General features: G+C 59.9%; 11 protein-coding genes. 10 read left to right on the plus strand and 1 reads right to left on the minus strand.

Going from position 1 to position 14614, the window contains the following annotated elements:
• Positions 1-7 precede the first annotated feature (7 nt).
• Genes A9D60_RS11585 through A9D60_RS11595 form a run of 3 tightly spaced genes read left to right on the plus strand, consistent with a single transcriptional unit; the run spans position 8 to position 5853 of the window.
• Positions 8-1291, plus strand: a complete 1284-nt coding sequence (locus A9D60_RS11585; protein WP_065267748.1) for a DUF1173 family protein — start codon at positions 8-10, stop codon at positions 1289-1291.
• Positions 1288-2676: a conjugal transfer protein TraH gene (locus tag A9D60_RS11590; protein ID WP_065267749.1), complete on the plus strand. Its 1389-nt coding sequence runs from the start codon at positions 1288-1290 to the stop codon at positions 2674-2676. The genes A9D60_RS11585 and A9D60_RS11590 overlap by 4 nt, the downstream gene beginning before the upstream one ends.
• A gap of 3 nt (positions 2677-2679) precedes the next feature.
• Positions 2680-5853, plus strand: coding sequence for a conjugal transfer protein TraG N-terminal domain-containing protein (locus A9D60_RS11595; RefSeq protein WP_065267750.1), 3174 nt, complete (start codon positions 2680-2682; stop codon positions 5851-5853).
• 2 nt (positions 5854-5855) lie between these two features.
• Here A9D60_RS11595 and A9D60_RS11600 read toward each other — a convergent pair whose 3' ends face one another.
• The gene (locus tag A9D60_RS11600) at positions 5856-6125 is read right to left on the minus strand and encodes a hypothetical protein (RefSeq protein WP_065267751.1); all 270 of its coding nucleotides are present in this window, start codon (positions 6123-6125) and stop codon (positions 5856-5858) included.
• Between the two features lie 93 nt (positions 6126-6218).
• Here A9D60_RS11600 and A9D60_RS11605 point away from each other — a divergent pair, with 93 nt between their 5' ends.
• From A9D60_RS11605 to A9D60_RS26845, 7 genes are all read left to right on the plus strand, one after another.
• Complete coding sequence (locus A9D60_RS11605) at positions 6219-6968, plus strand: DsbA family protein (RefSeq protein ID WP_065267752.1); 750 nt, start codon at positions 6219-6221, stop codon at positions 6966-6968.
• A 149-nt stretch (positions 6969-7117) separates the two neighbouring features.
• Positions 7118-7606, plus strand: a complete 489-nt coding sequence (locus A9D60_RS11610; RefSeq protein ID WP_141117903.1) for a hypothetical protein — start codon at positions 7118-7120, stop codon at positions 7604-7606.
• Between the two features lie 41 nt (positions 7607-7647).
• Positions 7648-8082: a hypothetical protein gene (locus A9D60_RS11615; RefSeq protein WP_065267754.1), complete on the plus strand. Its 435-nt coding sequence runs from the start codon at positions 7648-7650 to the stop codon at positions 8080-8082.
• A 264-nt stretch (positions 8083-8346) separates the two neighbouring features.
• Positions 8347-10629, plus strand: a complete 2283-nt coding sequence (locus A9D60_RS11620) for a type IV secretion system DNA-binding domain-containing protein (protein WP_065267755.1) — start codon at positions 8347-8349, stop codon at positions 10627-10629.
• Between the two features lies 1 nt (position 10630).
• On the plus strand, positions 10631-13636 hold the full coding sequence (mobF, locus tag A9D60_RS11625) for a MobF family relaxase (protein ID WP_065267756.1): 3006 nt from the start codon (positions 10631-10633) through the stop codon (positions 13634-13636).
• Complete coding sequence (locus tag A9D60_RS11630; protein ID WP_065267757.1) at positions 13633-14127, plus strand: hypothetical protein; 495 nt, start codon at positions 13633-13635, stop codon at positions 14125-14127. The genes mobF and A9D60_RS11630 overlap by 4 nt, the downstream gene beginning before the upstream one ends.
• Before the next feature lie 197 nt (positions 14128-14324).
• On the plus strand, positions 14325-14614 hold a 290-nt coding region (locus A9D60_RS26845), incomplete at its 3' end, for a hypothetical protein (protein WP_217492052.1).

Below are 14614 nucleotides of genomic sequence, written 5' to 3' on the forward strand. Positions count from 1 at the left end.
AGGCAGAATGGTGTATTTCATCGGCAATATCCCAGTGGATCCGGCAACTGACGACGGCCAGAACCTCCTTGGCCGGGCGCATCAGGAACACAGCCGCATCACCTGCGGCTGCCGGAAACCGGCTCCGCAAATGTACGTGGCCTGCGTGAATGGCCGGTTCATCCTGAAGCGGATGCCGGGCACCGGCGCGGAACACGCTCCCGGCTGCGAGTCTTTCTTGCCTCCGGAAGAACTCTCGGGCCTCGGACAGGTGCAGGGCAGCGCGATCAAGGAAGATCTGGACAGCGGAACCACGACGCTGAAGGTCGATTTCCCTTTGACCATGGGCAGCAAACGTCCGGCACCGCCCGCACCTTCGGGAAAAAAGCCGACAGAGGCCAAGGCCAGCCCGCGCATGCTCGGCCTGTCGAGCCTGCTGCAATACCTGTGGCATGAGGCAGACTTGGTGAAATGGACCCCGGCTATGCAGGGCAAACGCTGGTGGGGGCCGGTACAGCGTGCGCTGTTGAACGCAGCCGCGGGGAAATCCGCCAAGTCCCGTGACCTGCGGGATATTCTCTATGTTCCGGAATACTGGAAGGCGGAGCGGAAGGAAGAGAATGCCGCGCGCCGGGCCAAGCTCCTGCGCGGCCTTCAGGCGCCTGCGCGCGGCACCGCTCCATTGGGCCTCGTCGTGGCCGAATACAAAAGCCATGAAGCCACCCGCATGGGTGCGCGCTTCCTGTTCAAACATGCGCCGGACTGCGCCTTTTTCGCGGAAGAGGACCTGGTGCGGAAATTCGAGAAGGTGTTTGCGGATCAGCTCATGCTCGCGGACGCCTTGGGCGACGTGCATGTGATGGTGATCGCCACTTTCAGCGTTGCTAAAGCCGGATACCCTGTTCTGCGGGAAATCGGCTTGATGCTGGTCACTGCCAACTGGATCCCGTTTGAATCCGTCCGCGATTATCAGCTGATCCAGGCGCTGACAGAAGGCAAGCGCGCTTTCCTCAAATCCCAGCGGTTCACCCTCGGCCATGAGACCCCGATTGCCTGCGCGGTCCTGACCGACCTGGAAAGCCCGGTTTCGCTGTTCGTTGCTGATCCCGCCGCAGACACCAATGCAGTGGCCGCCCTGCGCGAAGTAGCTGCAGAAGGCACCTATTCTGCTTGGCTCTGGCTGGATGAGGACGCGATGCCGGAACTCCCGGAGCAGGTGAGCCATAGGCCGGACAGCCAAACCAGCATCCCCCAAGCAGCCGCACAAATAGAGGCAGAAAACAGCCATCAGCAGAAAAGGGCAGGCCAATGAAACGCAATCTTCTGAGCTTCTTAACCGCGGCCTCGCTGTGTGCTGCTGGCCCTGCCGCTGCCGATGTGGGCGACGACTTGAAACAGTTTTGGGAACGTACCGGCGGCGGTGTGAACGTCACCAAGCCGACAGCCTACAAGGGGCAGCAGGCGGGCTATGCCACGCTGGGTTCCCTCTATCTGCGCACCCGACCGCGCAACAGCCAGCTTGCAGCAATCCAGCTGCCCTCTGTTCGTGCAGGGTGCGGCGGCATCGACATCTTTGGCGGCGCATTTTCCTTCATTTCGGAGGAGGAGCTGATCGCGCTGATGGAAGCGATCATGCAGAACGCTGCCGGGTTCGCCTTTGAGTTGGCGCTGGAGAGCCTGTCGCCTGCGGTGCAGGAAATCGTCGCCAAACTGCGGGATTTGATCCAGCAAGTGAACGCGGGCAACATCAATTCCTGTGAAGCCGGGCAGATGCTCACCGCATCGCTCTGGCCCAAAATGGACGGGGCCTCCCAGCATATCTGCCAAACAATCGGCGGTTATAACGGGATCTTCGCAGACCGTGTGGCCTCCCGTCACGGCTGCGGCACCGGCGGTCAGCATAATTCGACCATGGGCCGCGCAAGCGGAGCATTGGCTGAGCAGGTGCCAACTGATGTGAACTATGCCTGGCGTGCGGTGAAGAAGAACAACTTCCTCGCTTCCAGCCCGCGCATCGCTGAATTCTTCATGACCCTCACGGGCACGATCATCACGACGGCCCCGGAAGATGACGACGACAGTACCACGCACCGGACCATCCCGCCGCGCGCCTTGTCGCCGGATGCGGCCAAGGCGCTCGTAGAGGGCGGTTCTTACAAAAGTTTGCAGTGCGACGAGACGAACGACTGTTTGAACCCTGTTCTCAGGGACAGAACCCTTACCGCATCAGACGCTCTGTTCGCTGTCACAGCAGATGCAATTCAGGGGCTGTCGGATGCTATCAGCAATGACACCGCACCGCCGGATGAATCCATTGCCCTCATCAACCTGACCACCATTCCGGTCTACAAGCACTTGGTCACGGCCAAGAGCTACAAATACCAATTTGTCCAGGACGACATCAACTCGATGGCGGAGCTGGTCGCCGTCGATCTGGCGATTGCCTACATCGACGAGGGTATGAACGAGATCCTGAACTCGGCCGCCAACGTCGATATTGCCGGTGACATCAACCGGGAGTTTCAGGAAACGGTGCGAGAATCCAAGGCCGTCCTTCACGACCTGCGAGCGTCGGCACAACGGAAATACGCGGAAGCCCTGCGCAATCTGGAACGCCTGAGCCTTGCCAGGGGTGAGCTGGCCGCATCTTCCAATGCGATTTTCAGCAACATCATCAATCAGACCGGGGGGCAGTGATCTATGCCCGAACTCGAAATCCACACGGTTGGCGGCGGCTACTATCTCTATGACGTCTTCAACTACCTCGCGGCCTTCACCGGCTCGGGAAACTTTGGAGCACTGATCTATGCCGGCATCGTCGCGGGTGTGCTGGCGGCAGGCCTCCATCTTGCGATCTTCGGCGCGGTGCGGCAGGCAGTGACCTATTTTATCGGCGTCATGCTGGTAGTCACTGTCGGCCTCGGCCCCAAGGCGCGGGTGATCATCATGGATTCCACCGTGCCGCTTGGTATCTACGGCACTGTAGACAATGTGCCGTGGTCCGTCGCTTGGGTTGGGTCTCTGACATCGAGGGCCAGCGCTTCGCTCACCGATGTGATGGAAACGCTGCTCGCTGCGCCGGATAACCTGACCTACCAGAAATCTGGAATGCTCTTTGGCTCCACCATCCTGAGCCAAGCGGCCCGCTGGCGCTCGGTCACTCCGGTTGTTCAGGAAACCCTCGTGAACTTCATGGAAAACTGCATGGTCGATGGCTCGAACATCGGCATTGTCGATGTGGGCGAGCTGGGGCAGGCAGGTAATCTGGTGGCCTACATCGGCGCTAATGTGCCGCAATCTCTGGCCTATTATGATCCGGTTCTGGAAGAAACCACGACCTGCGCAGACGGCTGGCCGCAGATCACCAACCGTCTCAACAACGAAGTGCAAAATGTCCTCTATCACAAGGCCGCTGCAGCGGATCAAAGCCACTTCGCTGCAGATCCCGCGCTCTCCGCGGCCGACATGCGGCGGACACTCAACCAGTTTCAGACCTTCATCGGAATGACCTCGGCCGGCGCCCAGGCAACCATCCGTCAAACCATGCTGGTCAATTCACTGGATGGGGCGGTTCAGCGGCTGATCGCATCCTCTGGCAACAACGCGGCCATGACCGCCTATCAGGCCGCGCGGACAGAGGCCCAGACCACGGCCAGCTACAGCGCCGTGGGGATCTCGGCCCTGAAATGGGTGCCGCTCCTTAAAATTGTCTTTGAATCGCTCTACTACGCGGCCTTCCCGCTGGCGATGATCATGATGATGACGCCTTTGGTATGGAATGTCATGAAAGGATACTTCGGGGGCTTCCTCTGGCTGGCCGCCTGGGATCCGCTGTCCGCCATCCTGCATTCCATCGTCATGAAAGCCAGCTCCGGTTATTACCGGGAAGCAATGGGCTCCTATAGCACCGGCGCCCTCGACTATTCTTTGACCTTTGCCAACTACCTGGGCGTCCGCGCCGTCGAACAGGACGTTGGCACTGTCGCGGGCTACCTGATGATGTCGGTGCCCTTCGTTTCCACTGTGATCCTGTTCGGCGCGAGCCGTATGGCTGGCCTTGCGACCTCAATGCTGAACGTGGGGCAGGGGGCAGCAATTGAATCTGGCCGTGAAGCAGCCACCGGCAATATCTCCCTCTCCAATGCCAGCATGAACAATTTCGCGGCCAACAAGTGGAATACCTCCTCGGTCCGGGACGCCGGGGCTGCAACAGTCCGGATGGCAAATGGCGCGATGCGGACTGTCAACGCTGATGGCTCCGCGACCTTTGCCACCGGCACTGCCCAAACGACCGGAGGCATGTCGGCGCGGGTGGGCCAGACTATCCGGGAAGAGGTTTCCGACCGGAAAGAAGCGGCCATCCGCAACGCAACCTCTCTGCGCGATGAGTGGAGCACGGCGCTCAATCAGACTGCCGCGAATTATGCAAACTTCGGCCGGTCCCTGACTTCGGGCACGAGCACTGCCAGCGACAGCTCCACCTCGCAAAGCCATAGGTGGACAAATGAAGCAAGGGAGGCACATTCGGCTGTGGAGCGCTTTGCCGATGATCACGGGATTTCGCTTGACGCGGCCTACAAGGTGGCACTCTCGGCGGGGCTTAAGGGTGGCATTGCCGGCATTGAAGGCGGCATTACCGGAACGGGCATGGATACCGATACCTACCGCCGAGTGGCAGAAGCAGCGCGGGATTCCGGACTGACGGAAACAGTTGCCAAGTACGGCGATGCAGTGAACTCGATCCGGGCCAGCGACCATAGCAGCCTGACCAATACCGAAGACGGCGGCAATCGCTGGAGCATCGACAATGTGCAGCGCAAGGGCAACGCCTATGCGGAAGCGCGGGAAGAGGCTCAAACTCTGGCCTCGGCGGAGAGCAATCTCTATTCGCATGGCATCAGCTATGATGGTCAACTGACCGACGCTGTGGTTGGCGAATGGCGAGAGGCCGGGTACAGCGAGGAACAGATCTCCGGCTTCCTCAACCCGAAGTCCACCTCCGGCGTGAAGGCCCAGGAGGCTGCCGTTGAGAAGGTCCTGCCCAGCCTGCTTCAGGAGCTTGGCCTGGATCGACCAAACCCGGGTTTGGCACAGGCCCACACTCTCTCGCGACCGAAAGATGAAATCACGACCCAACGCCTGCCATCGAGCGGCATGGACCATCATAAAGAGTTTGGCCGGATCACGGAGGCCACCGGAAAAGTTCAGGACGCCATCGAAGGTCGCCGGACCGCATTGTCCGAACAGGCCACTGCCAAGGCCACAGAAAACGAACGAGCTGTGGTCGATGGTCAGGATTTTGGGGTAGTGCCAGGGGCGGTCCATAAGGCGTGGACTACTGTTACAGACATTGCGGACAGTACGATGGATGCAGTGGATGGTCTGTCATCCGCGATCAGCGGCACACCTCAGCTCTCGAACTATGACCGGGATGTCATGATCCGAACCATTGCCGGAGAGGCTGGGCGGGAAGGCGAAGTAGGTCAAGCCGCTGTCGCGCATGTGATCATGAACCGTGTTGCAGATGAGCGTTGGGGAGATAATCCTGCCGAGGTCAGCCTTCAGCTCAAACAGTTCTCTGCCTGGAACAACGGCGTTGGCGGAAACAGCCTGCCAACAAAACTCGAAGAGGGCAGCGCCGAATATGAGCGGATCGGCCGGATTGTCGATGGTGTTGCCGCCGGGCAGATCCCGGACGTGACCGGCGGCGCTACTCACTACTATTCGCCCAAAGGCATGGAAGCGCATGTGGCCGCCGGGGAACAAAGCAACGTTGTGCCCACTTGGCTTGGCAGAGAGTCACAAGCGCGCGGGCACCAGAATGTTCAGATAGGCGGCCATATCTTCACCGGCCTCAGGAGGGAAAGCGAATGAGTTCAGTGGTGATAGCTCCGCGTCCAATGATCGTTGAGGTAGCGATCTTGGTGCTGGTGCACGCTGTGATCAGAAAGGTCAGTTGCGGTGCGGACCTTGTGATCCGGATCACGATTCCGCAGCAGCCAAACGATGAGCCACGCCATGCCTGCACCGGTGTAGAGCATACCAAAGGTTTCGACTTTCAGGCCGGATACCTGGGCGAAGCCCAGCCCGAACAGGCCCACAAGGTAGGCGATTTCTTTCCAGAATTTCGTCATCAGGCGTCGCATAGGACTTCTCCTTTAGGGCGAACAAGCTTAGCAGAACACTCTTAAACAGGCAATGAAACCGCCGCAATTTGAAGAACGGAAAGGAAACGAGCAATGATTTTGAGCAACAAACCATGGCGCAAGGTAGTTTTGGCGGCAGCAGTGGGTCTCACCATGACCACGGCCCCTGCTGCCGCTGAAACGCCGCAGGCCGATTTCGAGTTTGATCAACGCGTGCGTGACGCACTTCTTCGCAATCCGGACATCATCCTGGAAGTGTTCGCTCTGCTTGAAGCAAAGGAAGAAGCCGCCAAAGCCGTGAAAGATCAGGAACTTATCGCCAAGGTGGCTGACGAGATGTTTCAAGGGCTCGATCCGGAAAAGCCGATCCTGGTGGAATTTCAGGACTACAACTGCGGGTATTGCCGCCGGGCGCATCCCGTTGTCGCCTCTCTGAAGGAAACCATGCCTGACCTGCAGCTGGTGATCATGGAAACCCCTGTCCTGGGCAAGGAATCGGAGTTTACCGCCAAGGTGGCGCTGGCGTTGAAAGCGCTGAAGGGCATGGACGCCTACCGCGAATTCTCCGATGCCATGATGTCGGTGCAGGGAAAAGCGAGCGCAGCAACCACCATCCGCACGCTCGCGGAGCTGGGGCATGACCCGGAGGAAATCACCGCTGCGGTGAATGAAGGCATCGGCACGGATGATCTGGAAAGGGCCAAGCGCCTGGCCGCTGCACTTGGCGCAACCGGCACCCCGTACTTTGTGGGGCCCGGCGGCATCATCCGCGGCGCGGCTCCGGCCGACCGGCTGCAGGCAATCACAACTACGCCGGCAACCGGTGTCTCCACTGCAAACTGAGAAAGGTGTCGCGGCGGGCCATGGCAGCAATACCTCTGCAAAGGATGAGGCCCACAGCCGGGCATAGCAAAGCCCACCGCTGAAAAACTAGTTACGCAAAAAGGCCCATGAGTAAAGGCGGGCCGCACAATTCGAAAAGGGATTTTCCAGTGAAAACGATCAAGCGAGCAGTTGCAGTTGCGGGCCTGATGGGCCTGGCCGGTTGCATGGGAAACACCTCCCAGACCTCGGCCAATATCATGGGGCTGCAATCCATGGCAGGCGTCCAGCGCGCGGCCCAGGCCCAGCCTTCGGAAAAGGATCTCGCCATGAGCTGCAGCGAGGTTCAGGAAGAGTTGGACACGCTCTACGCGCGCAGCGAGGCCATCAACAAGGCAGAACGGAAACGGGAGCGCAAAGCTAACCTGACCGGCGGCCTCATGGAGGCGGGCCTGTCTGTCCTCGGCGCCGGTGCCATCGCCAACGCGGGATCAGCCCAGTCAATTTCCAACGTGGGCACAGCCACCGCTGTGGCCGGCACCGCGGCCAGCGGTGTGCGCGGATCCGGCGGCCCTGACGCCCAAACCTACAATACGGCGCTGGCGATCGCAGAACGCAGCGCGCTCCTGGAGCGCGTCAAACTCGCCAACGGCTGCTGAAGCCCGCGCAACAGTCTCCCGGAAATGAGGAAACCACGAGCATGAAACTCAAGCACTTTATCCCCGCCATCTTCGCCGCAACGGCACTTTCAGGCTGCCTGAATGACGGCTCCGTGCCGGACAAACACGCAATCACCTTCGAGCAACCTGTTCCGGCTGGCGGCCCGTCCAAGTCCCAGAGCATGGCAGCCTTGCGGCAGTGGCTGGTCGCAAATGTTCCTGAAGGCGACACTGCCAAGGATGTGAGCGTGGGGCCTGTCCGCTATGCGGCCGTCCTCTTTCCGTTCCCGGAAAAAGATTTCTTCGTCTGCGCCCGGTTCACCGCCAAGAACCGCTTCGGAACATACGAGCCGCCGCGCAACGCTCTCATGACCATGCGTGTCTATGATCCTGCGAAAGGCTGGGAACCGGCCCTGATAAAAGGCGAGGAAGCCGCTGCGTACCGGCAATACTGCATCAGTCAGCCGCACGCTTAGCAGGCGCAATTTAGGTCAGATAGACTGACTTATTTAACATAAGCGGACTTATAGCGCAGAGCGCTCGCAGCGCGGCCCAGGGGACATCTGGGCCGCGGCACCCCGGCTATTGCCGTTCGAAAACAACAATTTGCGAAGTGCCGCGGGTGTCCCGAGCTGTTGTCGGACTGCTCGCGTTGCAAAAGGAACGAGGGATTCGTCATGCGCAACAAAGGACATACCCAGCTTGTCAGAGGCGGCCAGACGACACAACACTGGACCCGCATGGCAACACAGGTGCTCAAGTACAGCATCTCGATGGCCGCCGCTGCCTTCACCATCAGTTTTCTGATTCTAGTCGCTCAGAATTACGAAATGGATAAGGTGCGCCTCACCGGCATCTACTGGATTGCAGAGTTCAATGTCGAACAGCGCGGCACTGAACTGCGGGAACTGCATTACATGGATCTCGACGGAAAGCGTGTGACACGCACCGCAGGCCAGATCTATGCAGACCCCGGCTTGCGCGAGATCTACGATCTTTATGCCGCCAATGCCTGGCGCTTCCTCTATTTCTCGCTTCTGCCCGCCGCAGCGGCCTTCGCCTTCGTTTTCGCCATCTTCGGTATGGTCGGCCGGTCCTTGAAAGAGGAGGAACATATCCGGGGCGCGCGCCTGGTCACCGCCAAGGAACTGAAAGCCTGGTCTAAGCGGAAATGGCGCGAATATGAGAAACGCTTTGGCAAGGGCTCCAAGAAAGGCCCCCGCTACACGCTGGCCGGGATCGAATTCCCTCCCAATGCTGTAGAAGCGCAGATCGGCATCACCGGCACCGTCGGCGTCGGCAAGACCAATGCCATGCACGAGCTGCTGAACACCATCCGGGCGGTTGACGGTCGGGCCATCATCTATGACCGCATGGGCGGCCTACTGCGGGACCACTACGACCCGGAAAAAGACATCATCCTCAACCCTTTCGATGAGCGTTCTGTGGGCTGGTCTCCCTTCAACGAGGTGGTTTCGCCTGAAGGCTTCGCGCAGATCGCCGAGGTGATGATCCCGGATCAGCAAGGTTCCATGGACAGTTTCTGGACCCAATCCGCGCGGCTTGTCTTCCAGTACGCCGCCCGTGAGCTGGCAAAGGCCGGAAAGACCACCAACGCAGATCTTCGCAAGGCTATCATGAACATCCCGTCCGAGGAGCTGGGCAAATTGGTGGCATCGACCCCCGGCGCGCATTTCTTCGGGGAACATGTTGCCAAAACTTCCGGCTCGATCCGCGCCAACATGATCACCGAACTGCGGTTCCTCGAATACCTGCGCGACGATGCCGAACCCTTCTCGATCCGCGATTGGGTTGTAAATGACCGGCCCGGCTTTGTGTTCCTGACCGGCAACGCGGAACAGTCGGCCGCGGTGCGCAACATCGTCTCCACCGTCTTTGAAGTGGCCGCAAACGCGCTGATGACGACAGAGGAAAGCCGCGACCCCAAGGTTTGGTTCTTCCTGGATGAAGTTCCGACCCTCAATAAGATGCCCTTCCTTCCCAAGAGCCTTGCGGAAATCCGGCAGTTCGGCGGCGCCTTCGTCGTCGGCTACCAGGTGTTCTCCCAGCTGGAGGACATCTACGGCGACAAGGCGGCGGAGACGATTTCCGGCGTTCTGAACAACCGGGTTGTCTTCAACACCCCTGATTACAATACCGCGCAGCGCTCCTCGCGCTCTCTTGGCGAGGAGGATGTGATTGAGCAGCAAGAAAACATCACCCTCGGCGCGCATGACACCCGCGATGGCGTGGGCATTGTCGGCCGCCGCACCCAGCGCGCGATTGTCACCCCGGCGGAAATTCAGTCTTTGCCGCAGTTTGTGGCCTATTTCCGCCCGGCCTATGACGCACCGACCGCCAGGGTGCGCTTTGAGCCGGTGCCGACCACGGCCACCGCGGAAAAGTTCATCCCCTACAAGGGCAACGGCTTCGACGCTGGCGGAATGCAGGTCGCAGCCGTGAATGTGGAAATCCAGGAGGGCGAGACTGCAGAGGAAGGCTTTGCCGCCCTGAAGCCCGAAGATCAGAAGGCTGAATTTTTCCGCTTCCTGGACCGTGTGCGCCCAGAAGGTGCGTCGCAGATCGAGGATCCCGCCAACACCTCGGAACGGGACTGGTACTGGCAGCACTTTGCCACCGCGCGGGTGCGCGGCCTCAGTGTGAAAGAGATCGGCCCTCCGGACCCTTATGCAGGCTTCGCAGGCAACGGCACCGCCAAGGCCCGCGAAACCGCCGCGCTCCCCTACCCTGGCACCGCGCCGGCACAGCCTGAACCCGCAGTTGCATCAGCAGAGCCAGAGATTGAACTGGCATCGGAAGCACAACCGCCCGAGGCGACGGATACGGCGGCCGAAACCGTCAGTCCGGCCCTGCCCCTCTCTGTTCGCGCCCATCCTGCAGTTGGTCAGATCCAGCCTGACAGGAGAACACCGAAACGGCCGGATCGCCCTCAAGCGGAACCTGCTGGTGATGCCGCAACAGCCTTTCTGAATCTTGAAACTGCCTTCGCGGAGGATTCCTGACATGATGTCGATTTCAAACGTCTCGGCCGGAGCGGCCGCAAGCGGCTACTACAAGCAGGAAGGCTATTACAAAGCGGGAACCGAAGAAGGCGAAAGAGCCGCCACCTGGTTCGGCAAGGCGGCGGAAGAAAACGGTCTGACCGGCTATGTCGATGACAGGCACTTTGCGCAGCTGCTCGATGGTGAAGCACCTGACGGAAAGCTGATGGGCCGCTACGTGGACGGCGAGCGCCAGCACCGCCCCGGTCTCGACCTCACTTTTTCCGCGTCCAAATCGGCTTCAGTTGCCGCTCTGGTGATTGGGGACAAGCGCATTATTGAAGCCCATGACGCTGCGGTGCGCGCGGCTATGACAGTGGTGGAGGAACGGTTTATTAAAACGCGCTTCCAGCAAGACGGGGAAATAGTCACTAAAACGGGAGAGGGCATTATTGCCGGGATTTATCGTCACGACACTTCCCGCGCGCTTGATCCAAATTTGCACAGCCACGCCGTCATTGCCAATATGGTAAAAAATGAAAACGACGGATACTCTGCTATCCGGAATGAAGCCATATACAAAAATCAAAAACTGATCACGGAAATCTACCGCTCCGACTTTGAAAACAGAATGGCGGATCTTGGCATTGCCACAGAGCGAGGAAAGTACGGGGAGGTGAATATCTCCGGAATTTCTCAGGAGGTGACCGAAGCTTTTTCAAAGCGGCGGCAAGAAATTCTGAATGCGCTCGACAATAAGGGTATGGATGTTTCTCCGCAGACAGCGGACAAGGCCGCATTAGCCACTCGCGCGGCCAAGCACCAAAATCTTGATCGGGACGCATTGCGGGAAACCTGGCGCGCAGATGCGCTGGCAGCCGGTCTTGGCCGGGATCAGCTGGACCTTGGCAGGATGGGTCACGCCGCCCCGCAGCCTGTGGTGCCACTCGATCAGCAGCGCCCGATCGACCCCCTCGCAGAACCCGGCCAGCCGTCGGGGGTGTTCGAGAAGGCCAAGGCCATGCTGTCCAGTGCTGCAGCCGTGGCACGCGTGGAGACTGACCCCAGGCAGGCCGTAAACCGCGCGGTAGAGCACATCAGCGAACGGGAATCCGCTTACAGCCGGGCTGATCTCACGGTGGCGGCTATGCACTTCGCCTACCGTTCTGACTTCAAGGCGGTAGATGCGGAAATCAACCGGCAGATCAAGGCAGGCAGGCTGTTTGAAAGCGGTGAGGACGGTCAGATTTTGACCGACAAGGCATCTGTAGATCTGGAACGCTCTATTCTGGCCACTTGGCGGAAGGCGGAGAAGACCGGCGGCCTCGAACTCCCATCAGAACAAGGGCGCACCGGTGACAGCCTTTTGGCCCGAAGACTGAGCGTTGTCCGTTCCTTGACCGACGGCCAGCGCGCCTCCATCGAAACCTCCCTGACCGGGAAAGGCCGCTACGTCGGAATCCAGGGCTATGCAGGTACCGGTAAGACCTTCATGCTGGAAAGCACAAAGGAAGCCCTTACCCGCATGACACACTATGCTGGTCAGAACGGGTATGAGGTCAAGGGTTATGCTCCGAGCCACCAGGCGGTGAATGAGCTGACCAAGGTTCTGGGGAGCGCCGAGACCTTGGCAAAGGTGGTCACGGCCGAGCGCCACCACCCGCAGGACGTGGACAATAGCAAGACCATCCTGGTTGTCGATGAAGCCTCTATGGTGTCCGCCCAGGACATGCGCAGCTTCATGGACTACGCGGAGCGCACCGGCGCCCCGCGTGTCGTCTTTGTAGGGGATGTCCAGCAGCTTGATGCGGTTGCCGCCGGTCAGCCCTTCGCACAGATGCAGAAAGCAGGCATGCGCACCGCGGTCATGGATGAGATCCGCCGCCAGCGGAACGATGATCTGAAGGCAGCGGTCTACCACTCGATCCGTGGAGAAATCACATCTGCCTTTGGTCGGCTGGAGGACAATGTGCTCAAGGTCGATGATCCCCGCCAGGAAGCTGCAGAAAGGTTCCTCGCTCTCACCCCGGCCGAGCGGCAGGGCACCCGGATCCTCACCCTCACCAACGCGGCCCGCGCGGAAATCAATGAGGCAGTGCGCGAAGGCCTCCGGCAGGAAGGCCGCATCGCCTCCGATGAGGTCAAAGTGAACGGCCTGCTGAACCGCCAGCTCACCGAGGCAATGCTTGCCGACGCCCGCAGCTACGCCCCTGGCGATGTCGTCATGTCCGTGGCGACAAGCAAGGAATACGGCCTCAAGAAGAACGGCCTCTATGTGGTCCGGGAAGCGGATCACAGGGGCAACAGGCTGACCGTTGAGCATGAAGAAACCGGTGTCCGGACCACCCTGCCCCTGGCTGCGAAATTCAATCAGCGGGAGCTTGGAAAGGCGCTGGTGGCCTATGAGCGCGAGGCCCGCGGCATGGCGGAAGGCGACCAGGTGCGGTTCCGGATCACAGACCCGGAAAGCGGCATCAAGAACGGTTTGCGGGCAGAAATCAAATCAACTAAAGGGGGAGTAATCGAGGCCGAAACGCTGGAAGGATCGCGCATCGCCATTCCCGCTGACAGCCTCGCAGCCCGCGGCCTGGAACACGACTACGCCGCCACCGCGCACGCGGTTCAGGGGGAGTCTGTGGATCGCGTAATCGTGGCTATGCGCTCCACCGAACGGCTCGCAACCCAGAAGAGTTTCTACGTGGAAATCAGCCGGGCGCGCGATGAAGCAATGCTGCTGACAGAGGATCCGGAACGGCTTTCCAAGACCATCGAGAAGGAGACCGGCATCCGCCAGACCGCTCTTGATGCCTGGCTAGATGGCCGCCTCGCAGGCGCACGCTCCCTGCAGCCGGAGGAGGCAAAAACCCGCGAAGAACCACAAGAGAAGCCTGAGGCAGTGAAGGAAAAAGAAACCAAGGACAAAGAGCCGGAGACCCCTACCCTGCCCGGTCTCTTCGACGAGAAAATTAAAGAAGTTGAAAAGCAGGCAGAAATCCTCCTGCAGCGAGACAAGGAAATTGAACGATGAGCGAGACACAGCCACAGAACCTTCGTGTACGGCTTGGCCCGGTTGCCAGCGCCCTGATTGAAGGCAGCACTGACAACCGGCAAGAGGCTCTGGACCAAGCTATTTTGGACCTTCAGGAACGGGCCACCAGGGGTGCCAAGGACGGCGCTGGTCAATCCCTATACGCGGAACAACTACAGGGCCTGGAAAGCCGGATAGAGGATCAGGGTGCACTCCTCTCTGCGCTGCGGTTCTCTGTTATGAAGGAGATGCAGATGATCCGCTTGCTCATCGCCTCCCTCATGTCGAAGTCCGACACCAGCCAGCAACAGCTCCTCGCATTTGCTACCGAAGCGGTGGAGACGTTGCGGCGTGACACCAGCCTAGTCCTGGAAAAAGAGCACGCAAACCTTGCCAGTCAGGAGGCCGCATTTCAGGATGCGATCCGGCGCGATATGCAGCACGGCAGCGACGGCTTGGAGCGCGAGGCAGAGGTGGAGATCGAGCGATGAACGAGGGACGGACAACCCCGATTTTGCCGGGCCAGAGCTGGCCCGCAGCCTGGGCCACGCTGGGCCAGAGCCGGTCCACAGCTGGGCCAGAGGCAATTTCGGCCCAAGAAAATAGGGCGCCACAAGGTGCTGCCACCTCCAAATTGACAAAATGCAAATTTTGGCAATTAAATCAGCGCCTTGCGCTGATTGCAGCTTTGCTGCGTGGGGTGTGGACCTTCTATGAGGACCGAAGGGCCGAATTGGGCGTTGCTGGCCCGAACCATCAGGGAGGGCTGAGCCAAAAGCCCGCCAACGAGGCGGCGCAAAGCGCCTCGATTTCCCTCTGCGGTCAGAGGCCACGGATTGCCCTTTCGGCCCTCCTGATGGCGCTCCTGGCTCCTGCGGCTGTCTCTGCCGGAGACTGGTCCAGCTCCGGCAGCTTCGACCTGAAAGAGACCACTGAAATCCGCGAAAGTCTGGCCTCGGCTCCGGCTTCCTCCCAGGG

It is taken from the genome of Leisingera sp. JC1, assembly GCF_001679925.1.
Lineage (GTDB): Bacteria > Pseudomonadota > Alphaproteobacteria > Rhodobacterales > Rhodobacteraceae > Leisingera.

Bases quoted from the DNA above. Each gene is read 5' to 3' on its own strand.
- A9D60_RS11620 (WP_065267755.1), top strand. From the start codon at position 8,347: ATGGCAACACAGGTGCTCAAGTACAGCATCTCGATGGCCGCCGCTGCC.
- A9D60_RS11595 (WP_065267750.1), top strand. From the start codon at position 2,680: ATGCCCGAACTCGAAATCCACACGGTTGGCGGCGGCTACTATCTCTAT.
- mobF (WP_065267756.1), top strand. From the start codon at position 10,631: ATGATGTCGATTTCAAACGTCTCGGCCGGAGCGGCCGCAAGCGGCTAC.
- A9D60_RS11585 (WP_065267748.1), top strand. From the start codon at position 8: ATGGTGTATTTCATCGGCAATATCCCAGTGGATCCGGCAACTGACGAC.
- A9D60_RS11600 (WP_065267751.1), bottom strand. From the start codon at position 6,125: ATGCGACGCCTGATGACGAAATTCTGGAAAGAAATCGCCTACCTTGTG.
- A9D60_RS11605 (WP_065267752.1), top strand. From the start codon at position 6,219: ATGATTTTGAGCAACAAACCATGGCGCAAGGTAGTTTTGGCGGCAGCA.
- A9D60_RS11590 (WP_065267749.1), top strand. From the start codon at position 1,288: ATGAAACGCAATCTTCTGAGCTTCTTAACCGCGGCCTCGCTGTGTGCT.
- A9D60_RS11630 (WP_065267757.1), top strand. From the start codon at position 13,633: ATGAGCGAGACACAGCCACAGAACCTTCGTGTACGGCTTGGCCCGGTT.
- A9D60_RS11615 (WP_065267754.1), top strand. From the start codon at position 7,648: ATGAAACTCAAGCACTTTATCCCCGCCATCTTCGCCGCAACGGCACTT.